The following is a 26998-nucleotide window of genomic DNA, read 5'->3' on the forward strand; positions in this document are numbered from 1 at the left end:
TGTCGTGACTGCGTGCCTTTTGAAGAATGAGCCTGCGAGTTTGCGGTGTGTTGCGAGGTTAACCCGTGTGGGGAAGCCGTAGCGAAAGCGAGTCCGAATAGGGCGTTTCAGTAGCACGCTCAAGACCCGAAGCGGAGTGATCTAGCCATGGGCAGGTTGAAGCGGAGGTAAGACTTCGTGGAGGACCGAACCCACCAGGGTTGAAAACCTGGGGGATGACCTGTGGTTAGGGGTGAAAGGCCAATCAAACTCCGTGATAGCTGGTTCTCCCCGAAATGCATTTAGGTGCAGCGTCGTGTGTTTCTTGCCGGAGGTAGAGCACTGGATAGGCGATGGGCCCTACCGGGTTACTGACCTTAGCCAAACTCCGAATGCCGGTAAGTGAGAGCACGGCAGTGAGACTGTGGGGGATAAGCTCCATGGTCGAGAGGGAAACAGCCCAGAGCATCGACTAAGGCCCCTAAGCGTACGCTAAGTGGGAAAGGATGTGGAGTCGCAGAGACAACCAGGAGGTTGGCTTAGAAGCAGCCACCCTTGAAAGAGTGCGTAATAGCTCACTGGTCAAGTGATTCCGCGCCGACAATGTAGCGGGGCTCAAGCGTACCGCCGAAGTCGTGTCATTCGTACATGTATCCCCAACGGGAGTACGGATGGGTAGGGGAGCGTCGTGTGCCGGGTGAAGCAGCCGCGGAAGCGAGTTGTGGACGGTTCACGAGTGAGAATGCAGGCATGAGTAGCGATACACACGTGAGAAACGTGTGCGCCGATTGACTAAGGGTTCCTGGGTCAAGCTGATCTGCCCAGGGTAAGTCGGGACCTAAGGCGAGGCCGACAGGCGTAGTCGATGGACAACCGGTTGATATTCCGGTACCCGCTTTGAAACGCCCAATACTGAATCAGGCGATGCTAAGTCCGTGAAGCCGGCCCGATCTCTTCGGAGTTGAGGGTAGTGGTGGAGCCGACGAACCAGACTTGTACTAGGTAAGCGATGGGGTGACGCAGGAAGGTAGTCCAGCCCGGGCGGTGGTTGTCCCGGGGTAAGGGTGTAGGCCGTGTGGTAGGTAAATCCGTCACACGTTAAGGCTGAGACCTGATGCCGAGCCGATTGTGGCGAAGTGGATGATCCTATGCTGTCGAGAAAAGCCTCTAGCGAGTTTCATGGCGGCCCGTACCCTAAACCGACTCAGGTGGTCAGGTAGAGAATACCGAGGCGTTCGGGTGAACTATGGTTAAGGAACTCGGCAAAATGCCCCCGTAACTTCGGGAGAAGGGGGGCCATCACTGGTGAGGGGACTTGCTCTCCGAGCTGGGGGTGGCCGCAGAGACCAGCGAGAAGCGACTGTTTACTAAAAACACAGGTCCGTGCGAAGCCGTAAGGCGATGTATACGGACTGACGCCTGCCCGGTGCTGGAACGTTAAGGGGACCGGTTAGCTGACTTTCGGGTCGGCGAAGCTGAGAACTTAAGCGCCAGTAAACGGCGGTGGTAACTATAACCATCCTAAGGTAGCGAAATTCCTTGTCGGGTAAGTTCCGACCTGCACGAATGGCGTAACGACTTCTCGACTGTCTCAACCATAGGCCCGGTGAAATTGCACTACGAGTAAAGATGCTCGTTTCGCGCAGCAGGACGGAAAGACCCCGGGACCTTTACTACAGTTTGATATTGGTGTTCGGTTCGGCTTGTGTAGGATAGGTGGGAGACTTTGAAGCAGCCACGCCAGTGGTTGTGGAGTCGCCGTTGAAATACCACTCTGGTCGTGCTGGATGTCTAACCTGGGTCCGTGATCCGGATCAGGGACAGTGTCTGATGGGTAGTTTAACTGGGGCGGTTGCCTCCTAAAGAGTAACGGAGGCGCCCAAAGGTTCCCTCAGCCTGGTTGGCAATCAGGTGTTGAGTGTAAGTGCACAAGGGAGCTTGACTGTGAGACCGACGGGTCGAGCAGGGACGAAAGTCGGGACTAGTGATCCGGCAGTGGCTTGTGGAAGCGCTGTCGCTCAACGGATAAAAGGTACCCCGGGGATAACAGGCTGATCTTCCCCAAGAGTCCATATCGACGGGATGGTTTGGCACCTCGATGTCGGCTCGTCGCATCCTGGGGCTGGAGTCGGTCCCAAGGGTTGGGCTGTTCGCCCATTAAAGCGGTACGCGAGCTGGGTTTAGAACGTCGTGAGACAGTTCGGTCCCTATCCGCTGTGCGCGTAGGAATATTGAGAAGGGCTGTCCCTAGTACGAGAGGACCGGGACGGACGAACCTCTGGTGTGCCAGTTGTCCTGCCAAGGGCATGGCTGGTTGGCTACGTTCGGAAAGGATAACCGCTGAAAGCATCTAAGCGGGAAGCCTGCTTCGAGATGAGTATTCCCACCAACTTGATTGGTTAAGGCTCCCAGTAGACGACTGGGTTGATAGGCCAGATGTGGAAGCCCGGTAACGGGTGGAGCTGACTGGTACTAATAGGCCGAGGGCTTGTCCTCAGTTGCTCGCGTCCACTGTGTTAGTTCTGAAATAACGAACGGCCGTGTTTTTGCCCGGTGTTGGTTAATTTCATAGTGTTTCGGTGGTCATTGCGTTAGGGAAACGCCCGGTTACATTCCGAACCCGGAAGCTAAGCCTTTCAGCGCCGATGGTACTGCAGGGGGGACCCTGTGGGAGAGTAGGACGCCGCCGAACTCCTTTTACGGGAAAGCCCCGTGCCCTTGTGGCACGGGGATTTTCTGCGTTCACGAGGTCTTGCGTTACCCCTGTGCGCCTGCCTGCAGTGGCTGAGGGTAAGGTCAGGGGGCATCATTGGCACGTTCTTCACACAGGAGGCCCCCGGGTGGAGGTCCAGGAGACTCGGGTTCAGACGGACCGGGTACTCACCATCCCCAACATCCTCAGCATGGCTCGCCTTGTCGGGGTTCCGCTCTTCCTGTGGCTGATTCTTCGCCCCGTGTTCGGCGGCCCCCAAAGCGATGGCTGGGCCTTGCTGGTGCTGATGTTCAGTGGCATCAGTGACTACCTCGACGGGAAGCTCGCCCGCCGGTGGAACCAGATCAGCAGCCTCGGTCGGCTTCTGGACCCTGCTGCAGACCGCCTCTACATCCTTTCGACCCTCGTCGGTCTGACCTGGCGGGAGATCCTGCCGCTCTGGCTCACCGCGGCACTTGTGGCCCGCGAGCTGATGCTCCTCGTGATGGTGGGAATCCTTCGCCGCCACGGCTATCCGCCGCCCCAGGTGAACTTTCTGGGGAAGGCTGCCACGTTCAACTTGATGTATGCGTTCCCCTTGTTGCTGCTCAGCGACGGAAGTGGTTGGCTTGCATCGCTGGCCGCCATTTTCGGATGGGCGTTCGCAGGTTGGGGTACAACGCTCTATTGGTGGGCAGGGATCCTCTACGTGGTTCAGGTCCGCCGGCTCGTCAAGGCGGATGTAGCAGCCGATTGAGCTCGTTGATGCGGGTGCCGCGCAGTGTGGCCGGCCCGCCGCTGATGACCCGGGTGGTGCCCTGACGGGTGAAGTCGGCTAAACCGTCGTCTCTGCAAGGAGGACGTTTCCGACATGAAGGCCGTCGTGATGGCTGGCGGCGAAGGCACTCGTCTTCGCCCCATGACCTCAAGCATGCCAAAGCCGCTTCTGCCCGTCGCCAATCGGCCGATCATGGAGCATGTGCTTCGGCTGCTCAAGCGGCACGGGCTCAACGAGACCGTCGTAACGGTCCAGTTTCTTGCCTCGTTGGTCAAAAACTACTTCGGGGACGGCGAAGAGCTCGGGATGGAGCTCAGTTATGCCAATGAGGAGAAGCCGCTCGGCACCGCGGGGAGCGTGAAGAATGCCGAGGAAGCGCTGAAGGACGACACCTTCCTCGTTATTTCCGGTGACGCGCTCACCGACTTCGATCTCACCGACCTCATCGCCTTCCACAAGGAAAAGGGCGGGCTGGTGACGGTGTGCCTGACCCGTGTGCCGAATCCTCTGGAATTCGGTATCACCATCGTGGACGAGGCGGGCCAGGTCGAGCGTTTCCTGGAGAAGCCGACCTGGGGCCAGGTCTTCTCGGACACCGTCAATACGGGCATCTACGTCATGGAGCCCGAGGTGTTCGACTATGTCGAGGCCGACGTCTCCGTGGACTGGTCCGGTGATGTCTTCCCGCAGCTCATGAAGGAAGGGAAGCCCATCTACGGCTATGTCGCCGAGGGCTACTGGGAGGATGTCGGTACCCACGAGAGCTATGTGAAGGCCCAGGCAGACGTTCTTGAGCGCAAGGTCGACGTCGAGATCGACGGCTTCGAGATCTCGCCGGGCGTATGGGTAGCGGAAGGCGCGGAAGTACATCCCGACGCGGTACTGCGGGGACCCCTCTACATCGGGGACTACGCAAAGGTCGAAGCCGGAGCGGAGATTCGCGAGCACACGGTCATCGGGTCGAACGTCGTCGTGAAGAGCGGCGCCTTCCTGCACAGGGCAGTGGTTCACGACAACGTCTACATCGGCCAGCACAGCAATCTGCGCGGATGCGTGATCGGTAAAAACACCGACGTCATGCGGGCCGCCCGCATCGAGGACGGCGCGGTCATCGGAGACGAGTGTCTGATCGGTGAAGAATCGATCATTCAGGGCAATGTCCGCGTCTACCCGTTCAAGACCATCGAGGCCGGCGCCTTCGTCAATACCTCGGTGATCTGGGAATCTCGCGGACAGGCCCACCTATTCGGGGCCCGGGGAGTGTCCGGGATTCTGAACGTCGAGATCACGCCGGAGCTGGCGGTCCGGCTCGCCGGAGCCTATGCCACGACCCTCAAGAAGGGCTCGACGGTCACCACCGCCCGTGACCACTCCCGCGGCGCCCGTGCGCTGAAGAGAGCGGTTATCTCGGCGCTCCAGGCCAGTGCCATCGATGTCCGGGACCTGGAGAACGTACCGCTGCCCGTCGCACGTCAGCAGACCGCCCGGGGCAGCGCAGGCGGGATCATGATCCGTACATCCCCCGGCGTGTCCGACTCGGTCGACATCATGTTCTTCGACGAGCGGGGCGCAGACCTCTCCCAGGCGCGGCAGCGGAAGCTGGACCGGGTCTACGCACGTCAGGAATACCGCCGCGCCTTCCCGGGAGAGATCGGGGACCTGCACTTCCCGTCCAGCGTCTTCGACTCGTACACCGGATCGCTGCTGCGGAATGTGGACACCGCGGGGATCGCCGACGCGGGTCTCAAGGTTGTCGTCGACGCATCCAACGGCAGTGCCGGGCTTGTCCTGCCCAGCCTGCTGGGCAGGCTCGGCGTGGACGCATTGACCATCAACCCCGGCCTCGACGAATCACGGCCCACCGAATCCGCCGAGACCCGGCGCTCAGGACTGGTGCGGTTGGGCGAGATCGTCTCCTCTGCACGGGCCGCGTTCGGCGTGCGGTTCGACCCGGTAGGTGAGCGGCTCTCCCTGGTCGACGAACGGGGCAGGATCGTGGAGGACGACCGGGCGCTCCTGGTGATGCTCGACCTCGTGGCGGCCGAGCGGCGCAGCGGGCGGGTGGCGCTGCCGGTGACCACGACGCGGGTCGCCGAGCAGGTCGCCGCGTACCACGGTACGCAGGTCGAATGGACGACGACATCGCCCGACGATCTGACGCGTGTGGGACGCGAGGAAGGCACCATCTTCGGTGGAGACGGCCGCGGTGGATTCATCGTTCCCGAATTCAGCAGCGTCTTCGATGGATCGGCTGCTTTTGTGAGACTCCTCGGGCTCGTCGCCAGGACCCAGCTCACTCTCAGCCAGATCGATGCCCGTATTCCCCGCGCCCATGTCCTGCGCCGTGATCTGGCCACACCCTGGGCCGTCAAGGGCTTGGTCATGCGGCGGGTGGTGGAGGCCGCCGGTGACCGCAGTGTCGACACGACGGACGGTGTACGGGTCGTGGAGGCCGACGGGCGATGGGTGATGGTACTGCCGGACCCGGCCGAAGCGGTCACCCATTTGTGGGCTGAGGGTCCGGACGACGCCTCCGCGCAGGCGCTGCTGGACGAATGGGCGGCGGTTGTGGAGAGCGCAGGTCACTGAGGGTTCCACCGGTGTTCCCGGCGGCGTCCAGCGACGCCTTTGGGCACACCGGTGGGGCCATTCGGCGGTAGCAGTGGCGACGTGCGACGATGTGCGGCATGTCGCAGCAGCCCCCCGATCGGAGTACCGCCTCGCCTCCTGCGCGCCCCGACGCGTCCATGTCGCTGCTGACCAATGTGATGGACCACAGCCTGGACGACGGATACGCCGAGGCATCGGCGCGTCGGAAGGCCGACGGGAGCGCGGGCATGCCCCGCACGCTCAAGTCGAGACTCGGCCTCGCCGCATGTCTGGTGCTTGCTGCACTTGTGGTCACGCTGGGGGCTGCGCAGGCACGTGTCTCCGCGCCGGTCCTCGCCAAGGAGCGCCAGGAGTTGATCGATCGTATCGGCGGGGAGACGGCGGCGGCCGACACTCTTGAGTCGCAGGTCGACACGCTCCGGGACGACGTGGGCAGGCGCCAGCGCAAGGCGTTGGAGAAGCACGGCGGGGATCAGGGGGAACTGGTGGCATTGCTCGCCGGGGCGACAGCGGTGGAGGGGCCCGGCGTGAAACTCGTCGTCGACGACGCCAAGGACACTGACCAGGGCGGTGGCGGGCCGAGGGAGACCAGCGGATTCGCCGATACCGGGCGGGTCCGCGACCGGGACCTGCAACGGGTCGTCAACGGACTCTGGCAGTCCGGTGCGGAAGCGATCGCGATCAACGGGCAGCGTCTGACGGCCCTGTCGGCGATCCGTGCGGCCGGCGACGCCATACTGGTCGACAACAGACCGCTCGTGCCGCCGTACACGCTGCTGGCGGTGGGGAACGGGAAGCAGCTCAGCACTGCATTCCAGGACAGCGCTGACGGCCAGTATCTGCAGGCGCTCAAGGACACCTTCGACATCCGGACGAGCATGTCCGTCCAGGAGAAGGTGAACCTTCCGGTCGCGCCGAGCCTGATCGTACGAACAGCAGAGCCTTATAAGGCCGCAGACACCGGCAGTGGTGCGGCAGACACAGGGAAGGGCACATCGTGATCGCCGTACTGGGCCTCGTCGTGGGAGTCGTGGTCGGACTGTTGGTCCGCCCCGAGGTGCCGGCGGTGGTCGAGCCCTATCTTCCGATCGCTGTCGTGGCTGCCCTCGACGCAGTCTTCGGGGGTCTGCGGGCCATGCTCGACGGAATCTTCGTCGACAAGGTGTTCGTCGTGTCGTTCCTGTCGAACGTCGTGGTGGCCGCACTGATCGTGTTCCTGGGAGACAAACTGGGCGTGGGAGCGCAACTCTCCACCGGTGTGGTGGTCGTGCTCGGGATCCGGATCTTCTCCAACGCCGCGGCCATCCGCCGACACGTCTTCCGGGCCTGACGCCGATGAGCAACGAAGAACTTCCCAGCGACAAGGGGCGCATCGGCGAGCAGTCGGCGGACGCCGCCAAGGAGCTCACCGGACGCCAGCGGCTGATCGCCGGACTCTGGCCGCCGCGGGTGACGCGAGCCCAACTCATCGTCGCAGTGCTGCTGTTCGTCCTCGGTCTGGGGCTGGCCATTCAGGTGCGCTCGAACAGTGACAACAGCGCACTGCGGGGTGCCCGCCAGGAGGACCTGGTCCGCATTCTCGACGAGCTGGACGACCGAACGCAGCGTCTGGAGGACGAGAAGCAGCGCCTCGACGCTCAGCGTACGGAGCTGGAGAACAGCTCCGACCAGGCTGAGGAGGCGCGTAAGCAGACGGTGGAGAAGGAGCGGCAACTCGGTATTCTCGCTGGCACCGTGGCCGCACACGGGCCCGGGATCACACTCACCGTCAATGACCCGGGAGACGGGATCAAGGCGGACATGCTGCTCGACGCGCTGCAGGAGTTGCGTGCGGCGGGTGCCGAGGCGATCGAGGTCAACGGAGTGAGAGTGGTGGCCAATACGTTCTTCTCCGGTGATGGCGGCAACGTCAAGGTTGACGGCCGTAAAATCACCGCGCCGTACGTGTTCAAGGTGATCGGCAAGCCCCAGGATCTGGAACCGGCGCTGAACATCCCTGGCGGTGTGGTGCAGACACTGGAGAAGGAGCAGGCCACCGTGCATGTGGAGCAGGCCGACGACATTGTCGTGGACGTCTTGCGACCGGCGAAGCGGCCTGACTACGCTCGGTCGTCATCCTCGTGAGACCGCGCCACGGAGGGGTCGAAGGACACGGGCAGGAGGTTGCGGGGGGTCGCCGCATCGTAATGGTGGTGCGTGGTGGAAACTGTCGAGTGGATACGGACGTTGTGAAGATGTCCGGGTCGGCAGGTGTGTTCGTTCAGGGTTCGTCCTGCCCCACGGGCGGGTCTATTTCGGTCAAGGGGAATCGCCCGTGAAGTTGTTTGGGAAGTTGTTCGGCAAGAGCGCTCGCGATGAAGCTGCCCGCCATCGCGCACCGCGTCATGGCCAGGCAGAGGAGCAGGGTTCGGAGCGCCCGCTCTTCCGTGATCAGGTGTCCGGTTCGGGCAGTGACAATTCGGGCGCTTCCGGCGCGTCGTCTGTTGACCCTGCCGGTGCCGGCCGCATAGGTTTCTCGGAACCGTCAACCTCAAGTGCGGGTGGAGGGTTCCCCCCGAGGCAGGAGGGTTCATCCATGCCGGTCTGTACGAGGTGCGGGCATCGCAACGCCGAGGCCAGTCGCTTCTGCTCCAACTGCGGTGCGCCGCTGAAGGGTGGAATTCCCGAGCGTGCCTCGGAGACGACCTCGACCATCTCCATCTCCGGTCTTGAGGCATACGAGGCGGAGGCCACCGGGCAGACGCCCGTACCGTCCCTCTCGCCTGAGGCGCAGGCCGCAGTCGATGCTCTTCCGCTCGGCTCGGCACTCCTGGTGGTACGACGTGGTCCGAACTCCGGCAGCCGCTTCTTGCTGGACGGTGAGCTGACCACGGCAGGCCGCCATCCGCAGAGCGACATCTTCCTCGACGACGTGACGGTGTCGCGGCGGCATGTGGAGTTCCGTAGGAGCCCCGACGGCAGCTTCACGGTCGGGGACGTGGGCAGCCTGAACGGCACCTACGTCAACCGCGAGCGCATCGACTCCGTCGCCCTGTCCAACGGTGACGAAGTGCAGATCGGCAAGTACCGACTGGTCTTCTACGCGAGCCAGCGGGGCATCTGACCCGTCAGGGAAGGTCCATGCTGAGAACACCGACGGGCGGTGCCGGTCACGGCACCGCCACCGCCGACGACCGCCCGATGAGCATCGGCACGGTGCTCCTGCAACTGCGGGACGAGTTTCCCGAAGTCACGATCTCCAAGATTCGCTTCCTGGAGGCCGAAGGTCTCGTCGAACCGCAGCGGACCCCCTCCGGTTATCGCAAGTTCCGTGGGGCCGACGTGGAGCGGCTGGCTCAGGTGCTGCGTATGCAGCGGGACCACTACCTCCCGCTGAAGGTCATCCGAGAGCATCTGGATGCTCTCGCCCGTGGCGAACAGTCCACGCTGCCGTCCGGGGGCGATCCGCGGGATCCGACCGACGGCGGCTGGGACGTCGGCCCCGGACGGGCGACCGCGGCCCGTATCGGCCGTGCCGAGCTGCTGGCGGCCGCTGAGGTCGCCGAGAGCGACCTGGATGAGTGGGAGTCGTACGGCCTGGTCGTTCCGACCGCCGAGGGCGGTTACGAGGCGGAGATGGTCACGGTGGCCAAGCTTGTGGCGGATCTGGGTCGATTCGGTCTGGAACCGCGTCACCTGCGTGCCATTCGGGCGGCCGCGGACCGAGAGGCGGGACTCATCGAGCAGGTGGTCGCGCCCCTGCGCCGGCACCGGAATCCGCAGACCAGAGCGCATGCGGAGGCCACCGCGAGGGAGCTCGCAGAGCTGTCCGTACGGCTTCATTCGGCGCTTGTGCAGACCGCTCTGCGGGTCCGGTTCCACTGATCACGTCGGTGCCCGACTACCCAAACCTGCCGAGCACGTCCTAGGGTTGCTGTGTGAACGAGCTCGACGTTGTGGGTGTCCGGGTGGAAATGCCCTCCAACCAACCGATCGTGCTCCTGCGTGAAGTGGGAGGCGACCGGTACCTCCCCATTTGGATCGGTCCTGGTGAGGCGACCGCGATCGCCTTCGCCCAGCAGGGCATGGCTCCGGCCAGGCCGCTGACCCATGATCTCTTCAAGGATGTGCTCGAGGCCGTCGGCCAAGAGCTCACCGAGGTCCGTATCACGGACCTGCGGGAAGGGGTCTTCTACGCGGAGCTGGTCTTCGCCAGCGGGGTCGAGGTGAGCGCGCGGCCGTCCGACGCCATAGCGCTCGCACTGCGCACCGGAACGCCGATCTACGGCAGTGACGGGGTGCTCGACGATGCCGGTATCGCCATCCCGGACGAGCAGGAGGACGAGGTGGAGAAGTTCCGCGAGTTCCTTGACCAGATTTCACCGGAGGACTTCGGTACCAACAGTCAGTAACCGTTCTACGGGGTCGCAGTCAGCGCATCCGACAAGCCTTTCCCGCTCGCAGGACACGGGAAACCACTCTCAGGGTGATTATCACTCGGCGTGCCGAGTGTGGCGATCGTTGACGCACCCCGAGTGACTGCCTACCTTCGAGATGGCAGGTCAAGGACGGAGGTCGGCGTGAGAAGCAGCGGCGACGGTACGGCAGCGGGTGGGCCGTATCCGCAGCAGGGGAGTACAGCCGGCCACACCATCAGGCAACCGGTTAAACCGGCGGCGGTGGCGGGGGGCGGCGTGGCATCGGCCAACGACATCGGCTATCGCGGGCCGACAGCTTGCGCGGCCGCGGGGATCACCTATCGGCAGCTCGACTACTGGGCGCGCACGGGGCTGGTCGAGCCGAGCGTGCGTCCGGCATACGGCTCGGGCACACAGCGGCTCTACAGCTTCCGGGACGTTGTCCTGCTGAAGATCGTGAAGCGTTTCCTGGACACGGGTGTCGCCCTGCAGAACATCCGCACCACGGTTCAGCATCTGCGGGCCCGCGGTTTCCAGGATCTTGAGCGGATGACGCTGATGAGCGACGGGGCGACGGTCTACGAGTGCTCCTCGCCCGACCAGGTCGTCGATCTGCTCCAGGGCGGCCAGGGGGTTTTCGGTATCGCCGTGGGTGTGGTGTGGCAGGACGTCGACTCCGCCCTGTCACAGCTGCACGGTGAGCGGGTGGACACCGGCGAGACGCTGGTCAGGAACAACCCCGCCGATGAGCTCGCGCGTCGACGCAACCGCGCCGGCTGACCCCGGCCGGGGAATCGGGCGCGGCGATTGTCAGTGCCGTAGGGCAGCATCGATTGATGTGAGAGCCGCGCCCACCATCCTGCATCTGGACATGGATGCCTTCTACGCCTCTGCCGAGCAGGCGGCGAAACCAAGCCTGCGCGGCAAACCGGTCGTGGTGGGCGGGCTGGGACCGCGTGGAGTCGTCGCCACCGCGTCGTACGAGGCACGGTGCTTCGGGGTGCATTCGGCGATGCCCACGGCGCAGGCACGGCGGCTGGCTCCGAACGCGGCCTATCTGGTGCCCCGCTTCCTGCTGTACCGGACGGTCAGTGACCAGGTGATGGAGCTGCTGGGGCGGCTCTCCCCGCTGGTGGAGCCGCTCAGCCTGGACGAAGCCTTTGTGGACCTCGAAGCGGGTGGCACGGCCGATGACGCCGCTTCCGCGCTGGAGATCGGTGAGCAGCTGCGTACGGCCATCAAGGCGGTCACGGGGCTCACCGGCTCGGTTGGGCTCGCCGGTTCCAAGATGCTGGCCAAGATCGCTTCGGAGGAGGCGAAACCGAACGGGCTGCTGCTCATAGAGCCGGGGACGGAGCGGGAACTGCTCGCGCCGATGTCGGTACGGATTCTCCCCGGCGTCGGGCCCGCGACGGCGGACCATCTGCGCCGCGCCGGGATGACGACGGTCAATGACCTGGTCGAGGCGGGTGAGGCGGAGCTCGTACGCCTGCTGGGGAAGGCGCACGGCGGCTCGCTGCACCGCATGGCGTTCGGATACGACGACCGGCCCGTGGTCGCGGAGCGGGACGCGAAATCGGTGTCGGTCGAGGACACCTTCGACGCGGATCTGCACGACCGGGTGCGGGTCAGGACGGAGGTGGAACGGCTGGCCGACCGATGCGTCCAGCGGCTGCGGGGTGCGGGGCGGTCCGGGCGGACGGTGGTACTGAAGGTACGGCGGTACGACTTCTCCACGCTCACGAGGTCCGAGACGCTGCGTGGGCCCACGGACGACCAGGCAGTGGTCCGGGAGGCCGCCGCACGGCTCCTGGAGGCCGTGGACACCACCGGAGGAGTGCGGCTCCTGGGGGTGGGCGTCACGGGGCTTGCCGACTACACGCAGGAAGACCTCTTCGCCCAGGCCGCCGGTGAGCAGCCCGTCACCGGCGAAGCCGCCGAGGAGGAGACAGAGGCGGGGGGCGACGGGGACAAGCCGGTGGACGGTGCGTGGGAGGAGGTCCAGGAGACCGCCGAGCAGCTCGCCGCACGGCGCTGGCCCGCCGGACACGACGTACGTCACGACACCTACGGCCATGGCTGGGTGCAGGGCAGCGGTGTCGGCCGGGTGACGGTGCGGTTCGAGGAACCCGAATCGGCGCCCGGCCGGGTGCGCACGTTCCGCATCGACGATCCGGAACTGCAGCCGGCCGATCCGCTGCCGCTGGTGCGGAACCCGGTGGACTACTCGTCCTGGCCGGCCAGTCTGCCGAAGTCCCCGTCCGGGCCGGTCTCCGCGGGCGGGGAGTCCAGACCGTAGTGCCGGTAGAGCTGGAGTTCCTGTTCCGGTGAGAGATGGCGGCCTACGCCGAAGTCTGGCGCGTCCTTGATCAGCGCACGGTCGAAGGGGACGCGGAGCGAATCCTCCACGAATTCGCTGGGTTCCAGCGGGACGAACGCATCCCGGCTGAACAGTCCGGTACGTACGGCCGCCCACTCGGGCACACCGGTCGCGTCGTCGAGGTACACCTCGTCCACGGTTCCGATCTTGGTGCCCTTGCGGTCGAACGCTTTGCGGCCGATCAGGCTGCGCGGATCGATGTCGGTCTGCACGGTCCCTCCCACTGGTCGCGGCTACTCCACAAGCACTACAGAAGTGCAGATCCGAGGGGTTGGCCACTCGAGAATTCCGCCGCGAACCCCGCTGGTAGGCTGGTGATGGCTGCTGACCCCGTGCGGGAGAGTCCTCCGGAGCGAATCCGAAGGCGCCGAAGGAGCAAATCCTCCCCGGAATCTCTCAGGCCCCCGTACCGCACGGACGAGGTCACTCTGGAAAGCAGGGCGGGTTTCGTGCGGCCGAGTGCCGGTACGATTCCCTTCCTCACCGACGGTGAAAGCCGGTACGCCGCAGGGCGCGCCGGTGAAGCTCTCAGGTTGAGATGACAGAGGGGGAGGCCGTTCGGGCACCCGCGCCGTGGTGCCCCTCGCAGGTCGTGACAGACCAGGAGGCCTCCACCATGACCCCCCGTCGCACTTCGCTCTCCCAGCTGGAGCAGGGCATTCCGTTCGAAGAGCGCCACATCGGTCCCGATGCCGAGGCGCAGTCGAAGATGCTCGCTCAGATCGGTTACGGCTCGCTGGACGAGCTGACCGCGGCAGCGGTGCCCGATGTCATCAAGAGCGCGGAGGCGCTGCAGCTGCCGACCGCCCGCACCGAGGCCGAGGTCCTGGCAGAGCTGCGTTCCCTCGCCGACCGCAACCAGGTGCTGGCCCCGATGATCGGGCTCGGCTACTACGGCACCTTCACCCCGCCGGTGATCCTCCGCAACGTCATGGAGAACCCCGCCTGGTACACGGCCTACACGCCGTACCAGCCGGAGATCTCGCAGGGCCGCCTGGAGGCGCTCCTCAATTTCCAGACGATGGTCGCCGAGCTGACCGGGCTGCCCACCTCCGGCGCCTCGCTGCTCGACGAGGGCACCGCGGCCGCCGAGGCCATGGCGCTCTCGCGGCGTGTCGGCAAGGTCAAGAACGGTGTCTTCCTGGTCGACGCCGACGTCCTGCCGCAGACGATCGCCGTCATCGAGACCCGCGCCGAGCCGACCGGTGTCGAGGTCGTCGTCGCCGACCTCTCCGACGGCATTCCGGCGGAGATCGCCGAGCGCGGCGTCTTCGGTGTCCTGGTGCAGTACCCGGGCGCCTCCGGTGCGGTACGGAACATCAAGCCCGTCATCGAGCAGGCCCACGAGCTCGGTGCGGTCGTCACGGTCGCCGCCGATCTGCTGGCCCTGACCCTGCTCACCTCGCCGGGCGACCTGGGCGCGGACATCGCGGTCGGCACCACGCAGCGCTTCGGTGTACCGATGGGCTTCGGGGGACCGCACGCCGGCTTCATGGCCGTACGCGAGAAGTTCGCCCGCAGCCTGCCGGGCCGCCTCGTCGGCGTTTCCGTCGACGCGGACGGCAACAAGGCATACCGGCTGGCCCTGCAGACCCGCGAGCAGCACATCCGCCGCGAGAAGGCCACCAGCAACATCTGTACCGCTCAGGTGCTGCTCGCCGTCATGGCCGGGATGTACGCCGTCTACCACGGCCCGGACGGGCTGCGGACGATCGCTCGGCGCACCCACCGCTACGCGACGATCCTGGCCGAGGGCCTGCGCGCCTCCGGTATCGAGGTCGTGACCGGCGCCTACTTCGACACCCTCACCGTGCGTGTCCCGGGGAAGGCCGCCGATGTCGTGGCCGACGCCCGCGAGCGCGGTGTCAATCTGCGGCTCGTCGACGCAGACCTGGTCTCCCTCGCCTGCGACGAGACCACCACGCGTACGCAGATCGCCGCCGTCTGGGCCGCCTTCGGCGCCGACGGGGACATCGAGGCGCTGGACGCCGCGACCGCCGACGCACTGCCCGAGGGCCTGCTGCGCACCGACGAGATCCTCACCCACCCGGTCTTCCACCAGCACCGTTCCGAGACCGCGATGCTGCGCTACCTGCGCAAGCTCGCCGACCGGGACTACGCCCTGGACCGCGGAATGATCCCGCTCGGCTCCTGCACCATGAAGCTGAACGCGACCACCGAGATGGAGTCGATCACCTGGCCCGAGTTCGGCGCACTGCACCCCTTCGCGCCGGCCGAGCAGGCGCAGGGCTTCCTCACCCTCATCCGTGAGCTTGAGGAGCGCCTCGCCGAGGTCACCGGGTACGACGCGGTCTCGATCCAGCCGAACGCCGGATCGCAGGGCGAGTTCGCCGGTCTTCTGGCCGTGCGTGCGTACCACCGGGCAGGCGGCGACGACCAGCGGACCATCTGCCTCATCCCGTCCTCCGCGCACGGCACCAACGCCGCCAGCGCCGTGATGGCCGGCATGAAGGTCGTCGTGGTGAAGACCGCCGACGACGGCGAGGTCGACATCGAGGACCTCCGCGCCAAGATCGAGAAGCACCGCGACGAGCTTGCCGTGCTCATGATCACGTACCCGTCGACGCACGGTGTGTTCGAGGAGCACGTCGCCGACATCTGCGCCGAGGTGCACGATGCCGGCGGTCAGGTCTACGTCGACGGTGCCAATCTCAACGCGCTGGTCGGCCTCGCCAAGCCGGGACGGTTCGGCGGCGACGTCTCGCACCTGAACCTGCACAAGACCTTCTGCATCCCGCACGGCGGCGGCGGTCCCGGCGTCGGCCCGGTCGGTGTCCGCGCGCACCTCGCGCCGTACCTGCCGAACCACCCGCTGCAGCCCGCGGCGGGCCCCGAGACCGGTGTCGGACCGATCTCGGCCGCTCCGTGGGGCTCGGCCGGTATTCTCCCCATCTCCTGGGCGTACGTACGCCTGATGGGCGGGGAGGGCCTGAAGCGTGCGACGCAGGTTGCCGTACTCGCCGCCAACTACATCGCCAAGCGTCTCGAACCGCACTACCCGATCCTGTACAACGGCCCGGCCGGGCTCGTCGCGCACGAGTGCATCGTGGACCTGCGGCCGATCTCCAAGGCCACCGGCGTCAGCGTCGACGACATTGCCAAGCGTCTGATCGACTACGGCTTCCACTCGCCGACCATGTCGTTCCCGGTCGCCGGGACGCTGATGATCGAGCCGACCGAGAGCGAGAACCTCGCGGAGCTCGACCGATTCTGCGACACGATGATCGCCATTCGTGGCGAGGTCGAGAAGGTGGCCTCCGGCGAGTGGAGCGCGGACGACAACCCGCTGAGCAACGCTCCGCACACCGCGGCGATGCTGGGCGGGGAGTGGGACCACGGCTACAGCCGTGAGGTGGCGGTCTTCCCGGCCGGAGTCTCGGCCGCCGACAAGTACTGGCCGCCGGTGCGACGGATCGACGGTGCCTTCGGTGACCGCAACCTCGTCTGCTCCTGCCCGCCGCTGGACGAGTACGACAACTGAGGCATGAGCGGTAGGGCGTGACGCGGACATGCGTCGGGGCCGGTGCGGAGGGTTCTCCGGGCCGGCCCCAGTTCGTACCGGCCGCGGTCAGGCGGCCTTCATCACCCGGCCGGTCTCCAGGGGCCGGTGCGGGGCGATGATCTGCCCGTCCGGGAGCAGCTCACCGGTGTCCTCGAAGAGCAGGACGCCGTTGCACAGCAGGCTCCAGCCCTGTTCCGGATGGTGTGCCGTCAGGCGGGCGGCTTCCCGGTCGGCTGAGTCGGCGGTCGGGCATGGTGGCTGGTGCTGGCACATGGATGGGTTCTTTCGCTGCGTCGTGGTGAATGTCCTGCGGCTTGATGAGGTGTTCATGGCCGCCCCCCCCGTATCGATCGGTCCGGTCCCAGTGTTGCCCCACGGGCGTCAATCCGCAGGGATTTCGCAGCAGCACTTCTCCTTACTCCAAGGACGTGTCACCCGGCCGGACGGTTCACAGCAACTGCACTGTCACTTCGGGTGGTTCGGGGTGGCCGGACCGGGCTAGTCCAGATGGGCAGGATGTGCGCCCCGCAGCACTGTGCCCCACCACCAGGGAGGGGGCGGGGCACAGTGCGGTGATTGTGGGGTGCGGCCGTCGTCAGGCCGGTGAGCCGAGCAGGGGGCCGGTGCCCGGGGTGATGCGCAGTGTCATCACGCGGAGCAGATCGGCGACCCGGTGTGGTCGATGCGCCGCGATACCCGGCGGTGCGGGTGCCAGCGGTACCAGGAGATCGGCGGGGGCGAGTGCCCCGCCGGAGGCGTCGGCCTCGGTGTCGGCGTGCAGCCACAGCGCCAGCATGTAGAGCTCCGGGATGGACAGCAGCCGTGGCTGGTAGTGCGGTGCCACCGTCTCGGCCTGGCGCACGGCGAGTTCGGTCGAGGCGATGTAGGGGCCCTCGAAGAAGTGCGAGAAGGTCCAGCCGTCCGGAGTGAGCATGGTGTCTGCCGCGGCGACGGCCTGCTCCGAGCTGCGGATCAGGAACCGCCACGCGGCAAGCCGGGTGGCGGGTGCGAGCCCGCTCGGGCCGATCCGGTCCAGTACATGGACGGGGAGCGGGAGCTCGGGGCTCAGTGGTCCCTGGGCGGCTCGGAGGGCAGGTGTGCGGGCCTCGCGGACTGCGGTGGGTGAACCGAGTGCCGCGAGAACGCTGCGCAGAGCGGGCGCGGGAGCCGGGGGAACATGCAGCGGCATAGTGGGTCGCCTCTCACTTCGGAGACACGGTGATGCGTGGGCGGGTGCAGACGGCGCTGTCGGCGTGCGGGGCCAGAGGAGGCCGGTGACTGGGCCGGTGCGTCAACTCTCTGCCTCGTCCGCGAAGTTTATACGACACGTGTTCACGCAGTGATTCCACTAGCCGTCGCAGGTATTGCCGACAAGGCGGTATCAAGACTTTATTATGCGGAGATTCTGCTGATTCTTCGTCAGCGGCGCAGCCACCGCCAGGGATTTTTCCCTGGACGCGGTCGGCCGAAACGCGTCGGCGTTTTCACCACGCGCCGGGCGGCGGAAACTGCGCACTGCACCATGCCGAGGGAATGTGCCCCGGACGGCTGCCCTCAGATTACTGGGTGCGCGGCGTTCGCAGGGGCGTTATGGATCACCCGGCCTGGGCATTATCGATCGTGACGCGAGCGGCCTGGGCCGCGGGCCGCCCACTCGAGGGAGGGACGCTTCGATGGGGGAGAAGGTCGTGGCGGGCGCCTTTGATCTGTCCGATCGGCAGAGGTACCGGAGGAAGCTTCACCAGTGCCTGGAGGGGCTGGAGAGGCTCCTGGCGGAGCGGAGGTTCGACCGCCCCCGCAACCTCATGGGCATGGAGATCGAGCTGAATCTGGCAGGCTCCGACGGCATGCCGAAGATGATGAATGGGGAGGTGCTCCCGCGCATCGCGAGCCGTGATTTCCAGACCGAACTCGGGATGTTCAATTTGGAGGTGAACATAGTCCCGCACCACCTGGACGGACGCGTTTTCGATCAGCTGGCGGAAGAGCTCAGGACCGGCCTCGGATATGCCCATCGGAAGGCGGGCGAGGTCGATGCCGGGATCATGATGATCGGAATTCTGCCCACTCTGGGCCGCCAGGACCTCGTTGCGGCGAACCTCTCGGACGTGGACCGCTACACACTGCTGAATGATCAAATGGTGGCTGCGCGGGGCGAGGATTTCTCCCTCGATATCCAAGGCGTGGAACGATTGGTATCCACCGCCTCCTCGATCACTCCCGAGGCCGCCTGCACATCGGTTCAGCTGCATCTGCAGGTGACACCGGCGCGCTTCGCGGCCGTATGGAACGCGGCCCAGGCCGTCGCCGGGGTCCAGATCGCCCTCGGTGCCAACTCGCCCTTCCTGTTCGGCAGGGAGCTGTGGCGGGAATCGCGGCCGCCGCTCTTCCAGCAGGCCACGGACACCAGGCCGCCCGAACTCCAGAACCAGGGGGTGCGGCCCAGGACCTGGTTCGGCGAGCGGTGGGTCGGTTCGGCGTACGAGCTCTTCCGGGAGAATCTGCGCTACTTCCCCCCGCTGCTGCCGATCTGTGACAAGGAGGACCCGCTGCGGGTGCTCGACGAGGGCGGGGTGCCGCGGCTGCAGGAGCTCGTGCTCCACAACGGTACGGTCTACCGCTGGAACCGGCCCGTGTACGGGCTGGCCGACGGCGTACCCCATCTGCGGGTGGAGAACCGGGTCCTGCCCGCCGGCCCCACGGTCACCGATGTGATTGCCAACGCCGCCCTCTACTACGGGCTCGTGCGGGCGCTCGCCGAGGAATCACGTCCGGTGTGGACCAGGCTTCCGTTCGCAGCAGCGGCCGAGAACTTCGACACCGCCTGCCGCCACGGCATCGACGCGGAACTGATCTGGCCCCGTCCCGGCCGTTCGGGCGGGTTGACCCGGGTGCCGGCGGTCAAGCTCGTACGGGACGAACTGCTGCCGCTGGCCGCTGCGGGGCTCGATGCCTGGAACATCGAGCCCGCGGACCGCGACCGCTACCTCGGGGTCATCGAGGAGCGCTGCAAGCGCCGGGTGAACGGAGCGTCCTGGCAGGTGGACACTTACCACCGGGCACGGGAGGCCGGACTCGACCGGCACGCGGCACTGGCCGCGACCACCCGTCGGTACGCCGAGCTGATGCACAGCGGCGAACCCGTGCACAGCTGGCCGACGGGTGTCCCCGCACTGTGACCCGTCGTCGCGGGCGCCGCCGACCGCTGCTGTTCCCGACCGCGCCGAGCGCTACTCCTGGGCGGCGTGGTTGCTCTGCCCGGCCGTCATGACGGCCTGCAGAATCACGGCCTGGATCTCGGCCGGGTCGGTGACCTGGTAGCCCCCGCCGCCGGTGACCTTCGCTATCTCGTTCACCTCTTCGCGGTCGGCCTCGGGGCCGACCGCGATGGCGAGGAGCGGCACCGGACGTTCCGGGTCGGCGATCCGCTTCAGTTCCGCGACCAGGGCACTGCGGGAGATGGAGCGGTTGTCCTGGTTCGAGCCGTCGGTGAGGATCACCACAGCGTTGAACTTGCCCTTCACATACGTTGCCTGGGCATCCTTGTATGCGGCCAGGGTGGTGTCGTACAGACCGGTTGCGCCGCCTGGCACCGGCTGCAGCGCGGAGAACGCCGCGGCGAGCCTCTCGCGGTGGGTGCCGCCGCCCTTCGCGGGGTCCCCGAGCCGGCCCGTCGGCACCAGCCTGCGGTAGTCCTTGTCGCCGTCGAGCGTGGTGGCGAACTCCCAGAGCCCGATCTCGTCGTTCGGGGTGAACTGATTGAGAGCCTGGATCAGTGACGCCTTCGTGACGTCCATCCGGGACTGGTTGCGCCCCGGCACGATCGTGGCCATCGAACCCGAGGCATCGACGACCGTCGTCAGCCGGGCGCTCTGCACAGTGATCGTCCACATGCCGAGCGTCTGCTGGAGTGCCTCGGCGGACGGTGCCGCGGCGGCCGCGGTGGCGTACGGCTGGGGCTTCCTGCCGCCCGCCGATGCGACCACCGACTCCCCGGTCGTTCCGTCGACGTTCCTGAAGCCGTGCGCCTTCAGGATGGTTTTCGCGCCCGGCTCATTCAGCAGTGTCATGAACCGCAGGGCCGCCCGGCCCTCGGAGGTGCTCATTCTGGTCTCGTCCACCAGTGTGTACGGATAGTCGAGCAGCGGAGTGCCGTCCTTGGGGTAGAAGAGATCGAGCCTTCCACCGTCGGTCGACTCCGCGTTGTGGGCGAATGCGGCCTGCTCGGAGAGGAGCACCGCCTGGTTGCGCTCCGGATTGCCCTGCTCGGCGCCCGAATCGCCCTGCGCCAGCGTTTCGAGCACCTGGGTGTCACTGTCCGACATGCGCTGTGCCAGCAGCTTGGCGGTCGCCGCGACCCTGGTGTCGCTGTCGCCGCCCTGTTTCTCGGAGGAAGCGCCGATGCTGGAGAGCGCGAGCAGACCGGTTGCACTGCGTGCCGGGTCGGCCGCGCCGAGACGCACCTTGTCCGAGTCCATTGCCGCGGCCGTCAACTCGGCCCAGGAGTACTTCTTCTTCGGCCAGCCGAGGCTCTTGGCCGCCGACGGCACCATGGCCAGGGTGACGGGGGAGGAGGCGACGGAATCGCCGGGTGTGATCGGGGTGCCGTCACCGGAGCCCTTGGCCCGGTCGATCCAGAGGTCGGAGTCGGGGAGCCAGATCTGGTAGTCCGGGGTACGGGTGCCGGAGGAGAGAGCGTCGGCGACCTTGTAGGAATCGCGGGCCACCACCCGCATATACAGACAGCGGCCGTCGGATCTCAAGTCGTCCTTGCGCGCCTTGTCGGCGACGGCACGCACGGCGGGGGCGATGTCCGGTGAGGCCACCATGGAAAGACGTACGGCGGAGTCCTCGCAGGACTTCGAGAACGACAGCAGATCGCCCTGCACCGCGACTGCCGTTCCCGCCGCCACCGCGAGGACGAGCATGGTCGCGATCGCCACGGTCCGCCGACGGCGCGGCGGTGGACCGTCCCCGCTTCCATCGGTCGCGTAGTCGTCGGGCAAGCTGTGACGTCCCATGACGGTGGTGCCCCTCCTTGAGGATGAACAAGGAAAAGGGGGACCACACCATCGCCAATGGTGGTTGTCCCCCGGCCAGTCGCGCATGATCTTCGTACCTGCATTCGAGACCTTAGCGGGACGGGGAGCGGGATGGGGCGTGAATGCACAACTCAAGGCAGGTGTACAGGTGGAGGCGGGGCACGTGGCTGAATCTTTCTCCCAAGAGGCTGTGTCGCGACGGATCTTGCGGTCCGAAACGGTGCTGGTGCTGGCCCTCTCATTGGGCGCCAGCGGGGTGTCTGCCCTGATCAGTTTTGTTGGATCACTGACGAAACCAGGGGGTTTGAAGGAGCAGGCCGCGACGCTCAACAGCTCGTACGCACCAGGGCGTCCATGGCTGGATCTCGCCTGGCAGCTCTTCGGAATCGCGACGGCTCTGGTGCCCGTCGCCCTCGTCGCGCATCTGTTGATGAGGGAGGGGGCCGGCCTGCGTGCCATCGGATTCGACCGGACCAGGCCATGGCCGGACCTGGGACGCGGTGCGATGGTCGCGGCGGGCATCGGAAGCGCCGGGCTCGCGTTCTATCTGGTGGCGCGGGCAGCCGGTTTCAATCTGACCGTGGTTCCGGAATCACTGCCCGATGTGTGGTGGAAATTCCCGGTCCTGATCCTTTCCGCGCTCCAGAACTCCGTGCTGGAGGAAGTGATCGTTGTCGGGTATCTGCTGCGCAGACTCGGTCAGTTGGAGTGGACGCCGATGGCGGCCCTGGTGGCGAGTTCGGTGCTGCGCGGCTCGTACCACCTGTACCAGGGCATCGGCGGCTTCATCGGCAACATGGTGATGGGTGTTGTCTTCGTGCTGCTGTACCGGCGATGGGGCCGGGTCGGTCCGCTGGTCGCGGCGCATGCACTGCTCGATATCGGGGCATTTGTTGGATACGCCCTGCTTGCGGGGAAGGTGGGGTGGCTGCCCACACCGTGAGTGGGGTGGGACGTCGCTGGGTGGTGTCCGCCGACGGGGCGCTCGGCAGTGGTCCGTGGGTGGTGTTCAGCGCAGAGGGCGTACGGGAATGGTCCGTACGCCCTCTGCGGTGTCGCCGGAAGGCGTCAGAGCGCCGTCAGCAGTTCGCCGTCGATGACCGTCACGGCGTTGCCGGTCAGCAGGGTGCGGTCGCCGCGCAGTGCGGTGCGGACCAGACCGGAACGGGCGGAGGCCTGCAGTCCGGTCAGCTCGGCACGGCCGAAGCGGGCCGACCAGAAAGGGGCCAGCGCGGTGTGGGCGCTGCCGGTCACCGGGTCCTCGTCGATCCCGACGCGTGGGAAGAAGCCGCGGGAGACGAAGTCGTAGCCGCGGGCGGGGTCCTCGGCGGCGGCTGTGGCGATGATGCCTCGCCGGGAGAGCCGGGTCAGTGCGGCGAGATCCGGGGTCAGTCCTCGTACGGTCGCCTCGTCGGCCAGTTCGACGACCAGGTCGCCGATGTGAGGGCCGGTGTCGTGGACGGAGAGCGGTTCCGCACCCAGGGCGACGGCCAGCCCGGCCGGGGCGGTCTCCGGTGTCAGTGGGGCAGTGGGGAAGTCGAGCGTGACCGTGCCGTCGGGGTGGGAGGTCGCGGTGAGGATGCCGCACCGCGCCGCGAAACGCACCGTGCCGCTCGCAGCCTGGGTGGTGTGCAGGACGTGCGCGGTCGCGAGGGTGGCATGCCCGCACATGTCGACCTCGGTGGTCGGGGTGAACCAGCGAAGTGCCCAGTCCGCGTCGCCGCCCGGCGGCAGCGGGTGGGCGAAGGCGGTCTCGGAGAGGTTCAGCTCCATGGCGATCCGCTGGAGCTGTTCGTCGTCGGCAAAGGCGTCGGAGTCCAGCAGCAGGACTCCCGCAGGGTTGCCGGTGAAGGGGCGGTCGGTGAACGTATCGACGATTCGGATCCTCATGGCGTGACCGTACGTGCGGCGGAAAGCCGCAGACCAAGGCCAATTCCGTGTCGCTGGACCGAAAAGCCCGGACGATGACAAGGACTTCGACCGTCTGCCACCGATTCCGGGTCCTGCTCTGTTCGTCAGGCCGTGAGCGCCGGGCTCGATGCGGCGGACCGAGGGTGTCGGAGGCGGGCGGTACGTTTCGCACATTGGACCGAGGAGGCCTCATGGCGACCAGGTGGAGCTTGACGATCGACTGCGCGAACCCGGCGAAGTTGGCCGAGTTCTGGGCGCTGGCACTGGGCTATACGGCAAAGCCCGCGCCGGCAGGGTTCGAGAGCTGGGAGGAATGGTTTGCGCATCACGAGATCCCGCAGGACGAGTGGGATCAGGGCGCCTATCTCTGCGATCCGGACGGGGTGGGCCCCGGTCTGTCCCTTCTGCAGGTGCCGGAGTCGAAGGTGGTGAAGAACCGACTGCATCTGGACGTGCAGGTCGGTGGCGGTCGTGACAAGCCCTGGGAGGAGCGATGGCCGCGTGTGGTCAAGGCGGTGGAGCGGCTGACTGCTGCGGGTGCGACCGTGATCCGCGTGGACGAACTGGAGGGCAGGCCCGATCATGTGGTGATGGCCGACCCGGAAGGCAACGAGTTCTGCCTGGTCTGACAGCGGCCTTCGCTCCGTTGCGGATGCTGGACAACGCTGCGGTGCAGAAGGTCCGTCGGAGTTTGCGGTGGCGTCGCTGAAGGCACCGCAGGGGTTCCGGCCGCAGATCTTGAGTACCGGCCCGCTCTTGACCGCTGCCGCCGCCACTTCGCCCCCGGGGTGAGCCGCCTGCCGGCTGCGCCGGGTGGCGATCGCGGTCGAGGCCGCGCGTGCGATGCACAACGGCGAATGGGTGAGCCGGTCAAGACGCCGGAAGCGGGCCGATACCGATTCCGGGGACAGCAGGTCGGTCCGCCCCGAGAGCCCGGCCACACCGCGCACGCCGAGCGCGGCCGTGACGCCGGCCCTGCCGATCCGGGACAGCGCCGGCTCTGCCGCGACCAGCAGCGCCGCGGCCCTCAATGCGCCTGCCACTGCGAAGCACACCACGGGTCCGGGCGGGTCCGGGCGGACGGTCACCACGTCCGAGAAGGTTTGCCGGCCGGGGAGCGGCCATGGCGAACCCAGAGCGCACGCGATGTGCACACCGGCAGGAGCGGACGGTGTCGTCAAGCGGCGGAGGTGTGATGGGGCCGTCCAGGACGGCTGTGCCGGTCGGGGTGAGGGCATGGAGGGGAGCGCGCCGGTCGGGACGGCGGCCACCAGGATGTCGACCAGTCGGGAGGCGCTGGGCATGCTGATGCCCATGCCGCGTGCCAGGTCGCCGAGCGGGAGGGGGCGTGAGCGGACAGAACACCCAGTGCGGTCAGGTGACTTGGGGCCAGGGGCGTCCGCGCGCCGCTGACCTGTGTGGCCTGGATCGGGTGAGACGCGTGGACTCGGTGCGTTGAGACAGACGGTTGGCCATGACGTTGCTCAGCCAACAGGCGGTGCAGGTGGCAGCCGCATGAGCGGCGCCCGATCAGCATCCTGAACAGACCCCTGCCGGGCTCCTGCGCCATTCCCTTGCTGCCGCTCCTGTCGGCTGCTTGGAGATGCGTTTGTACTCACAGTCGTTCGGGTTTCCGGGCCAGACAGGTGGCGATCGTCCTCATCACTCCTCTGTCGGGCTCCTGCACGAGTTGCGCGGTGATGGCGAGGCCGGCCCGGCCTTGAACGCGATGAACTTCCTGACCTTGGTGGCATGTTCGAAAGACTCGTCCCAGTAGCGGGCCAGTGATCCAAGTTGCCCGACCCCGTCGACACTGACGAATCCCACCTGTACGTCCGACGCGTACTCCCAGGCGGATCCCGCCTGTCTGAATATGGTCGGCCGCAACCTGACCGCTGACGTGGCTAGGACTGACGGCGTGCGAAGAGGACCGCCCCCGGAACGCTCTCGTCGAGGTCGATCAGCATTTGGGCCTCGATGGTGAACCCGGTATCGCGTAGCCAGGCTGCCACTTGGTCAGGCCGGCGACGGTGAACGTGGACATTCATCGGGTGACCGCCGTAGCCCTGCGTCTTCAGCCTCGACTCGTCGCCGACGTGAAAGCCGAGCAGCAGTGGTCCGCCGGGACGCAACACGCGCCGGAAGTGGCGGAAGACCGTGGGGACTGCTTCGTCGGGGACGTGAATCAACGACCAAAAAGCGAGTAGGCCGACGACTGAAGCATCGGCGAGGTCGAGGTCCGTCATCGAGCCCACCTCGAACCGCAGGCGGGGGTGGTCACGCCGAGCCACGTCGATCATCACGGATGAAAGGTCGATGCCGAAAGCGTCCACACCCAGCTCGTGCAGGTGAGCGGTGACGTGTCCAGGTCCGCAGCCCACGTCCGCCACCGGCCCACCGCCAGCGGTGTGCACCAAGTCGGCGAATACAGCCAGAACCGCCCGAAGGTACGGTTCACCGGCCAGAACCTCGCGTATTTGGTCGGCATAGCTGACCGCGACCGTGTCGTAGGAGGTCCGGGTGTCTGCCAACCAGCGGTCCGCGTTCATGGCTTGACACAGTAGTGCAGTGATCAGGATGACGAACCAGATCGACTGAGACCAACGACGAATCGGACCAGGCCACTTGTGACGGAGGCCAAGTCCTTCGAGACGCGACACCCTGTCGCGTCCCACGGAAGGTCGAGCGGGGCTTGCGGTTGGTGCCGGAGGGGCGGGCGTATTGTCCCGTCCTGAGAGCTCGAGCGGCCAGGTCGCTTCAATCGACTCGGGCAGGCCCGGCGTGCTCTCCAGCCGTAGGCGACGTGAGGCCCCACACGGCCGGTTCGCGTCGGGTGCCGCGTTCTGAGGGAGTAGGGGCACGAGCGTGAGCGCGAACCTTCCTACTCATCGTGCTGTCGGCGCACCATCTCGGTGATCCAGACGGGTGCGAACGGAGACGTGCAGCCCGGGGAAGTCCGGTAGTCCTTGAGCACCTCCAGACGCTCACCGATGTCGATTGCGCGGGTGCGGTGCTCTGCGTGCTGGATCCCGATCTGAGCCAGGCAGTGGTTCATCGCCCACTGGAGGCGATCCGGGGCGTCTTTCATCTCCGCCTCGATGACGTCGAGCAGTCCTACAAGGTCGAGGCCCTCGGGCTTCTTCGTCACGCGTTCGGTGGTCAGCGCCCAGCCGGCACTCGCGACCACTGGATCCGGATCGGCGAACCAGGCCAGGCGCAGCTCTTCGGAGTGCGGGTTCTTGTTCACCACGTAGTTCACGAGCCAGTCGTGCACCTTGGGTGTGCGCGCCTCGCGCAACATGACGTCCAACTCGTCGCGCTCGAAAGCCTTCGGGCGGCAGATCAGGATCGCCAGCAGTCTCGCCGCGGTGTCATCCGTCTCCCAGAGCCGGCACGCGAGTTCCTGCTGCGTTTTCAGCCGCTTCGCGAGCGCGCGCAGCTTGCCGAGGTTCACACCGTGATCGTCACCGTGCTTCTCGTTCACCTCGCGTGCCTTCGGGTCCTGGAGTTCGGCCAGCTCGGCCATCACCTCGCCCAGCATCGTCTCGGCCACCTGAGCCTCCGCACGTTCGGCCGCTCGAACTTCAGTGAGACGAACCTACCGGTCACCAGGCTCCAATGAGAATGATCAACCTTCACCGAGACGGGACGCACCCGAAGGCCGACCAGGCTATTTGCCAAGCGAC

The 26998-nt window shown here is 66.4% G+C and carries 21 protein-coding genes, 1 rRNA gene, 1 pseudogene, 1 riboswitch and 1 other annotated feature (1 of these 25 cut by a window edge); of the genes and pseudogenes, 15 read left to right on the forward strand and 8 right to left on the reverse strand.

Annotation, left to right across the window (positions count from 1 at the left end; all coding sequences use genetic code 11):
- Positions 1–2475: a sequence feature (most likely nonfunctional fraction of RNA operon), on the forward strand; it begins 1685 nt to the left of the window's first position.
- A 79-nt stretch (positions 2476–2554) separates the two neighbouring features.
- From rrf to ACFVYE_RS21650, 11 genes are all read left to right on the forward strand, one after another.
- Positions 2555–2671 (forward strand): 5S ribosomal RNA (gene rrf / locus ACFVYE_RS21600).
- 148 nt (positions 2672–2819) lie between these two features.
- Positions 2820–3428: a CDP-alcohol phosphatidyltransferase family protein gene (locus ACFVYE_RS21605; protein WP_093897307.1), complete on the forward strand. Its 609-nt coding sequence runs from the start codon at positions 2820–2822 to the stop codon at positions 3426–3428.
- Positions 3429–3542: 114 nt separating this feature from the next.
- A complete protein-coding gene (locus ACFVYE_RS21610; protein ID WP_383974862.1) occupies positions 3543–6038 on the forward strand; it encodes a sugar phosphate nucleotidyltransferase in 2496 nt (831 codons plus the stop codon).
- A gap of 98 nt (positions 6039–6136) precedes the next feature.
- Positions 6137–7060 carry a DUF881 domain-containing protein gene (locus tag ACFVYE_RS21615; RefSeq protein ID WP_383974860.1) on the forward strand — a complete coding sequence of 308 codons (924 nt, stop codon included), beginning with the start codon at positions 6137–6139 and terminating at the stop codon, positions 7058–7060.
- Positions 7057–7389, forward strand: coding sequence for a small basic family protein (locus ACFVYE_RS21620; protein ID WP_003970459.1), 333 nt, complete (start codon positions 7057–7059; stop codon positions 7387–7389). Before ACFVYE_RS21615 ends, ACFVYE_RS21620 begins: the two co-directional genes overlap by 4 nt.
- A gap of 5 nt (positions 7390–7394) precedes the next feature.
- Positions 7395–8183 (forward strand): DUF881 domain-containing protein, encoded by a 789-nt coding sequence (locus tag ACFVYE_RS21625; RefSeq protein WP_383974857.1) that lies wholly within the window; start codon positions 7395–7397, stop codon positions 8181–8183.
- A 190-nt stretch (positions 8184–8373) separates the two neighbouring features.
- Positions 8374–9162 carry an FHA domain-containing protein gene (locus ACFVYE_RS21630; RefSeq protein WP_383974854.1) on the forward strand — a complete coding sequence of 263 codons (789 nt, stop codon included), beginning with the start codon at positions 8374–8376 and terminating at the stop codon, positions 9160–9162.
- Between the two features lie 17 nt (positions 9163–9179).
- The gene (locus ACFVYE_RS21635) at positions 9180–9923 is read left to right on the forward strand and encodes a MerR family transcriptional regulator (protein WP_389606923.1); all 744 of its coding nucleotides are present in this window, start codon (positions 9180–9182) and stop codon (positions 9921–9923) included.
- Positions 9924–9976: 53 nt separating this feature from the next.
- Positions 9977–10450 (forward strand): bifunctional nuclease family protein, encoded by a 474-nt coding sequence (locus ACFVYE_RS21640; protein WP_006123076.1) that lies wholly within the window; start codon positions 9977–9979, stop codon positions 10448–10450.
- Between the two features lie 168 nt (positions 10451–10618).
- The gene (locus ACFVYE_RS21645; RefSeq protein WP_389606925.1) at positions 10619–11236 is read left to right on the forward strand and encodes a MerR family transcriptional regulator; all 618 of its coding nucleotides are present in this window, start codon (positions 10619–10621) and stop codon (positions 11234–11236) included.
- Between the two features lie 58 nt (positions 11237–11294).
- Positions 11295–12755 carry a DNA polymerase IV gene (locus ACFVYE_RS21650; protein ID WP_383974846.1) on the forward strand — a complete coding sequence of 487 codons (1461 nt, stop codon included), beginning with the start codon at positions 11295–11297 and terminating at the stop codon, positions 12753–12755.
- Here the strand turns inward: ACFVYE_RS21650 and ACFVYE_RS21655 are convergent.
- Positions 12680–13048, reverse strand: coding sequence for a PRC-barrel domain-containing protein (locus ACFVYE_RS21655; protein WP_383974844.1), 369 nt, complete (start codon positions 13046–13048; stop codon positions 12680–12682). The two genes, ACFVYE_RS21650 and ACFVYE_RS21655, sit on opposite strands and share 76 nt — an antisense overlap.
- A 113-nt stretch (positions 13049–13161) precedes the next feature.
- A riboswitch (glycine riboswitch) is annotated at positions 13162–13258 on the forward strand.
- Between the two features lie 194 nt (positions 13259–13452).
- Between ACFVYE_RS21655 and gcvP the strand changes: the two genes are divergently transcribed.
- Positions 13453–16338 carry an aminomethyl-transferring glycine dehydrogenase gene (gene gcvP / locus ACFVYE_RS21660; RefSeq protein WP_389606928.1) on the forward strand — a complete coding sequence of 962 codons (2886 nt, stop codon included), beginning with the start codon at positions 13453–13455 and terminating at the stop codon, positions 16336–16338.
- A gap of 87 nt (positions 16339–16425) precedes the next feature.
- Here gcvP and ACFVYE_RS21665 read toward each other — a convergent pair whose 3' ends face one another.
- Both ACFVYE_RS21665 and ACFVYE_RS21670 read right to left on the reverse strand, forming a co-directional pair.
- Positions 16426–16632 (reverse strand): DUF5999 family protein, encoded by a 207-nt coding sequence (locus ACFVYE_RS21665; RefSeq protein ID WP_093897298.1) that lies wholly within the window; start codon positions 16630–16632, stop codon positions 16426–16428.
- 322 nt (positions 16633–16954) lie between these two features.
- On the reverse strand, positions 16955–17548 hold the full coding sequence (locus ACFVYE_RS21670) for a hypothetical protein (protein WP_383974838.1): 594 nt from the start codon (positions 17546–17548) through the stop codon (positions 16955–16957).
- 484 nt (positions 17549–18032) lie between these two features.
- Here ACFVYE_RS21670 and ACFVYE_RS21675 point away from each other — a divergent pair, with 484 nt between their 5' ends.
- Positions 18033–19538 carry a glutamate-cysteine ligase family protein gene (locus ACFVYE_RS21675; protein ID WP_389606931.1) on the forward strand — a complete coding sequence of 502 codons (1506 nt, stop codon included), beginning with the start codon at positions 18033–18035 and terminating at the stop codon, positions 19536–19538.
- A 51-nt stretch (positions 19539–19589) separates the two neighbouring features.
- On the opposite strand, the gene ACFVYE_RS21680 is transcribed toward ACFVYE_RS21675, so the two are convergent.
- On the reverse strand, positions 19590–21380 hold the full coding sequence (locus ACFVYE_RS21680; protein ID WP_389606933.1) for a substrate-binding and VWA domain-containing protein: 1791 nt from the start codon (positions 21378–21380) through the stop codon (positions 19590–19592).
- 184 nt (positions 21381–21564) lie between these two features.
- Between ACFVYE_RS21680 and ACFVYE_RS21685 the strand changes: the two genes are divergently transcribed.
- Complete coding sequence (locus ACFVYE_RS21685; protein WP_383976232.1) at positions 21565–22344, forward strand: CPBP family intramembrane glutamic endopeptidase; 780 nt, start codon at positions 21565–21567, stop codon at positions 22342–22344.
- 125 nt (positions 22345–22469) lie between these two features.
- Here the strand turns inward: ACFVYE_RS21685 and ACFVYE_RS21690 are convergent, their stop codons facing one another.
- Entirely contained in the window at positions 22470–23291 is an 822-nt protein-coding gene (locus ACFVYE_RS21690; protein ID WP_383976224.1) for a PhzF family phenazine biosynthesis protein, read from the reverse strand.
- Between the two features lie 212 nt (positions 23292–23503).
- Here ACFVYE_RS21690 and ACFVYE_RS21695 point away from each other — a divergent pair, with 212 nt between their 5' ends.
- Positions 23504–23941 carry a VOC family protein gene (locus ACFVYE_RS21695; RefSeq protein WP_383976222.1) on the forward strand — a complete coding sequence of 146 codons (438 nt, stop codon included), beginning with the start codon at positions 23504–23506 and terminating at the stop codon, positions 23939–23941.
- A 216-nt stretch (positions 23942–24157) separates the two neighbouring features.
- On the opposite strand, the pseudogene ACFVYE_RS21700 reads toward ACFVYE_RS21695, so the two are convergent.
- The 3 genes and pseudogenes from ACFVYE_RS21700 to ACFVYE_RS21710 form a co-directional block, all read right to left on the reverse strand.
- Positions 24158–24628, reverse strand: a pseudogene (locus ACFVYE_RS21700) (DUF3995 domain-containing protein); the annotation flags it as partial.
- Between the two features lie 588 nt (positions 24629–25216).
- Positions 25217–25861 carry a class I SAM-dependent methyltransferase gene (locus tag ACFVYE_RS21705; RefSeq protein ID WP_389607022.1) on the reverse strand — a complete coding sequence of 215 codons (645 nt, stop codon included), beginning with the start codon at positions 25859–25861 and terminating at the stop codon, positions 25217–25219.
- Between the two features lie 332 nt (positions 25862–26193).
- A complete protein-coding gene (locus ACFVYE_RS21710; protein ID WP_383976228.1) occupies positions 26194–26853 on the reverse strand; it encodes a DNA alkylation repair protein in 660 nt (219 codons plus the stop codon).
- Positions 26854–26998 lie beyond the last annotated feature (145 nt).

It is taken from the genome of Streptomyces sp. NPDC058239 (assembly GCF_042882185.1).
Classification (GTDB): Bacteria; Actinomycetota; Actinomycetes; order Streptomycetales; family Streptomycetaceae; genus Streptomyces.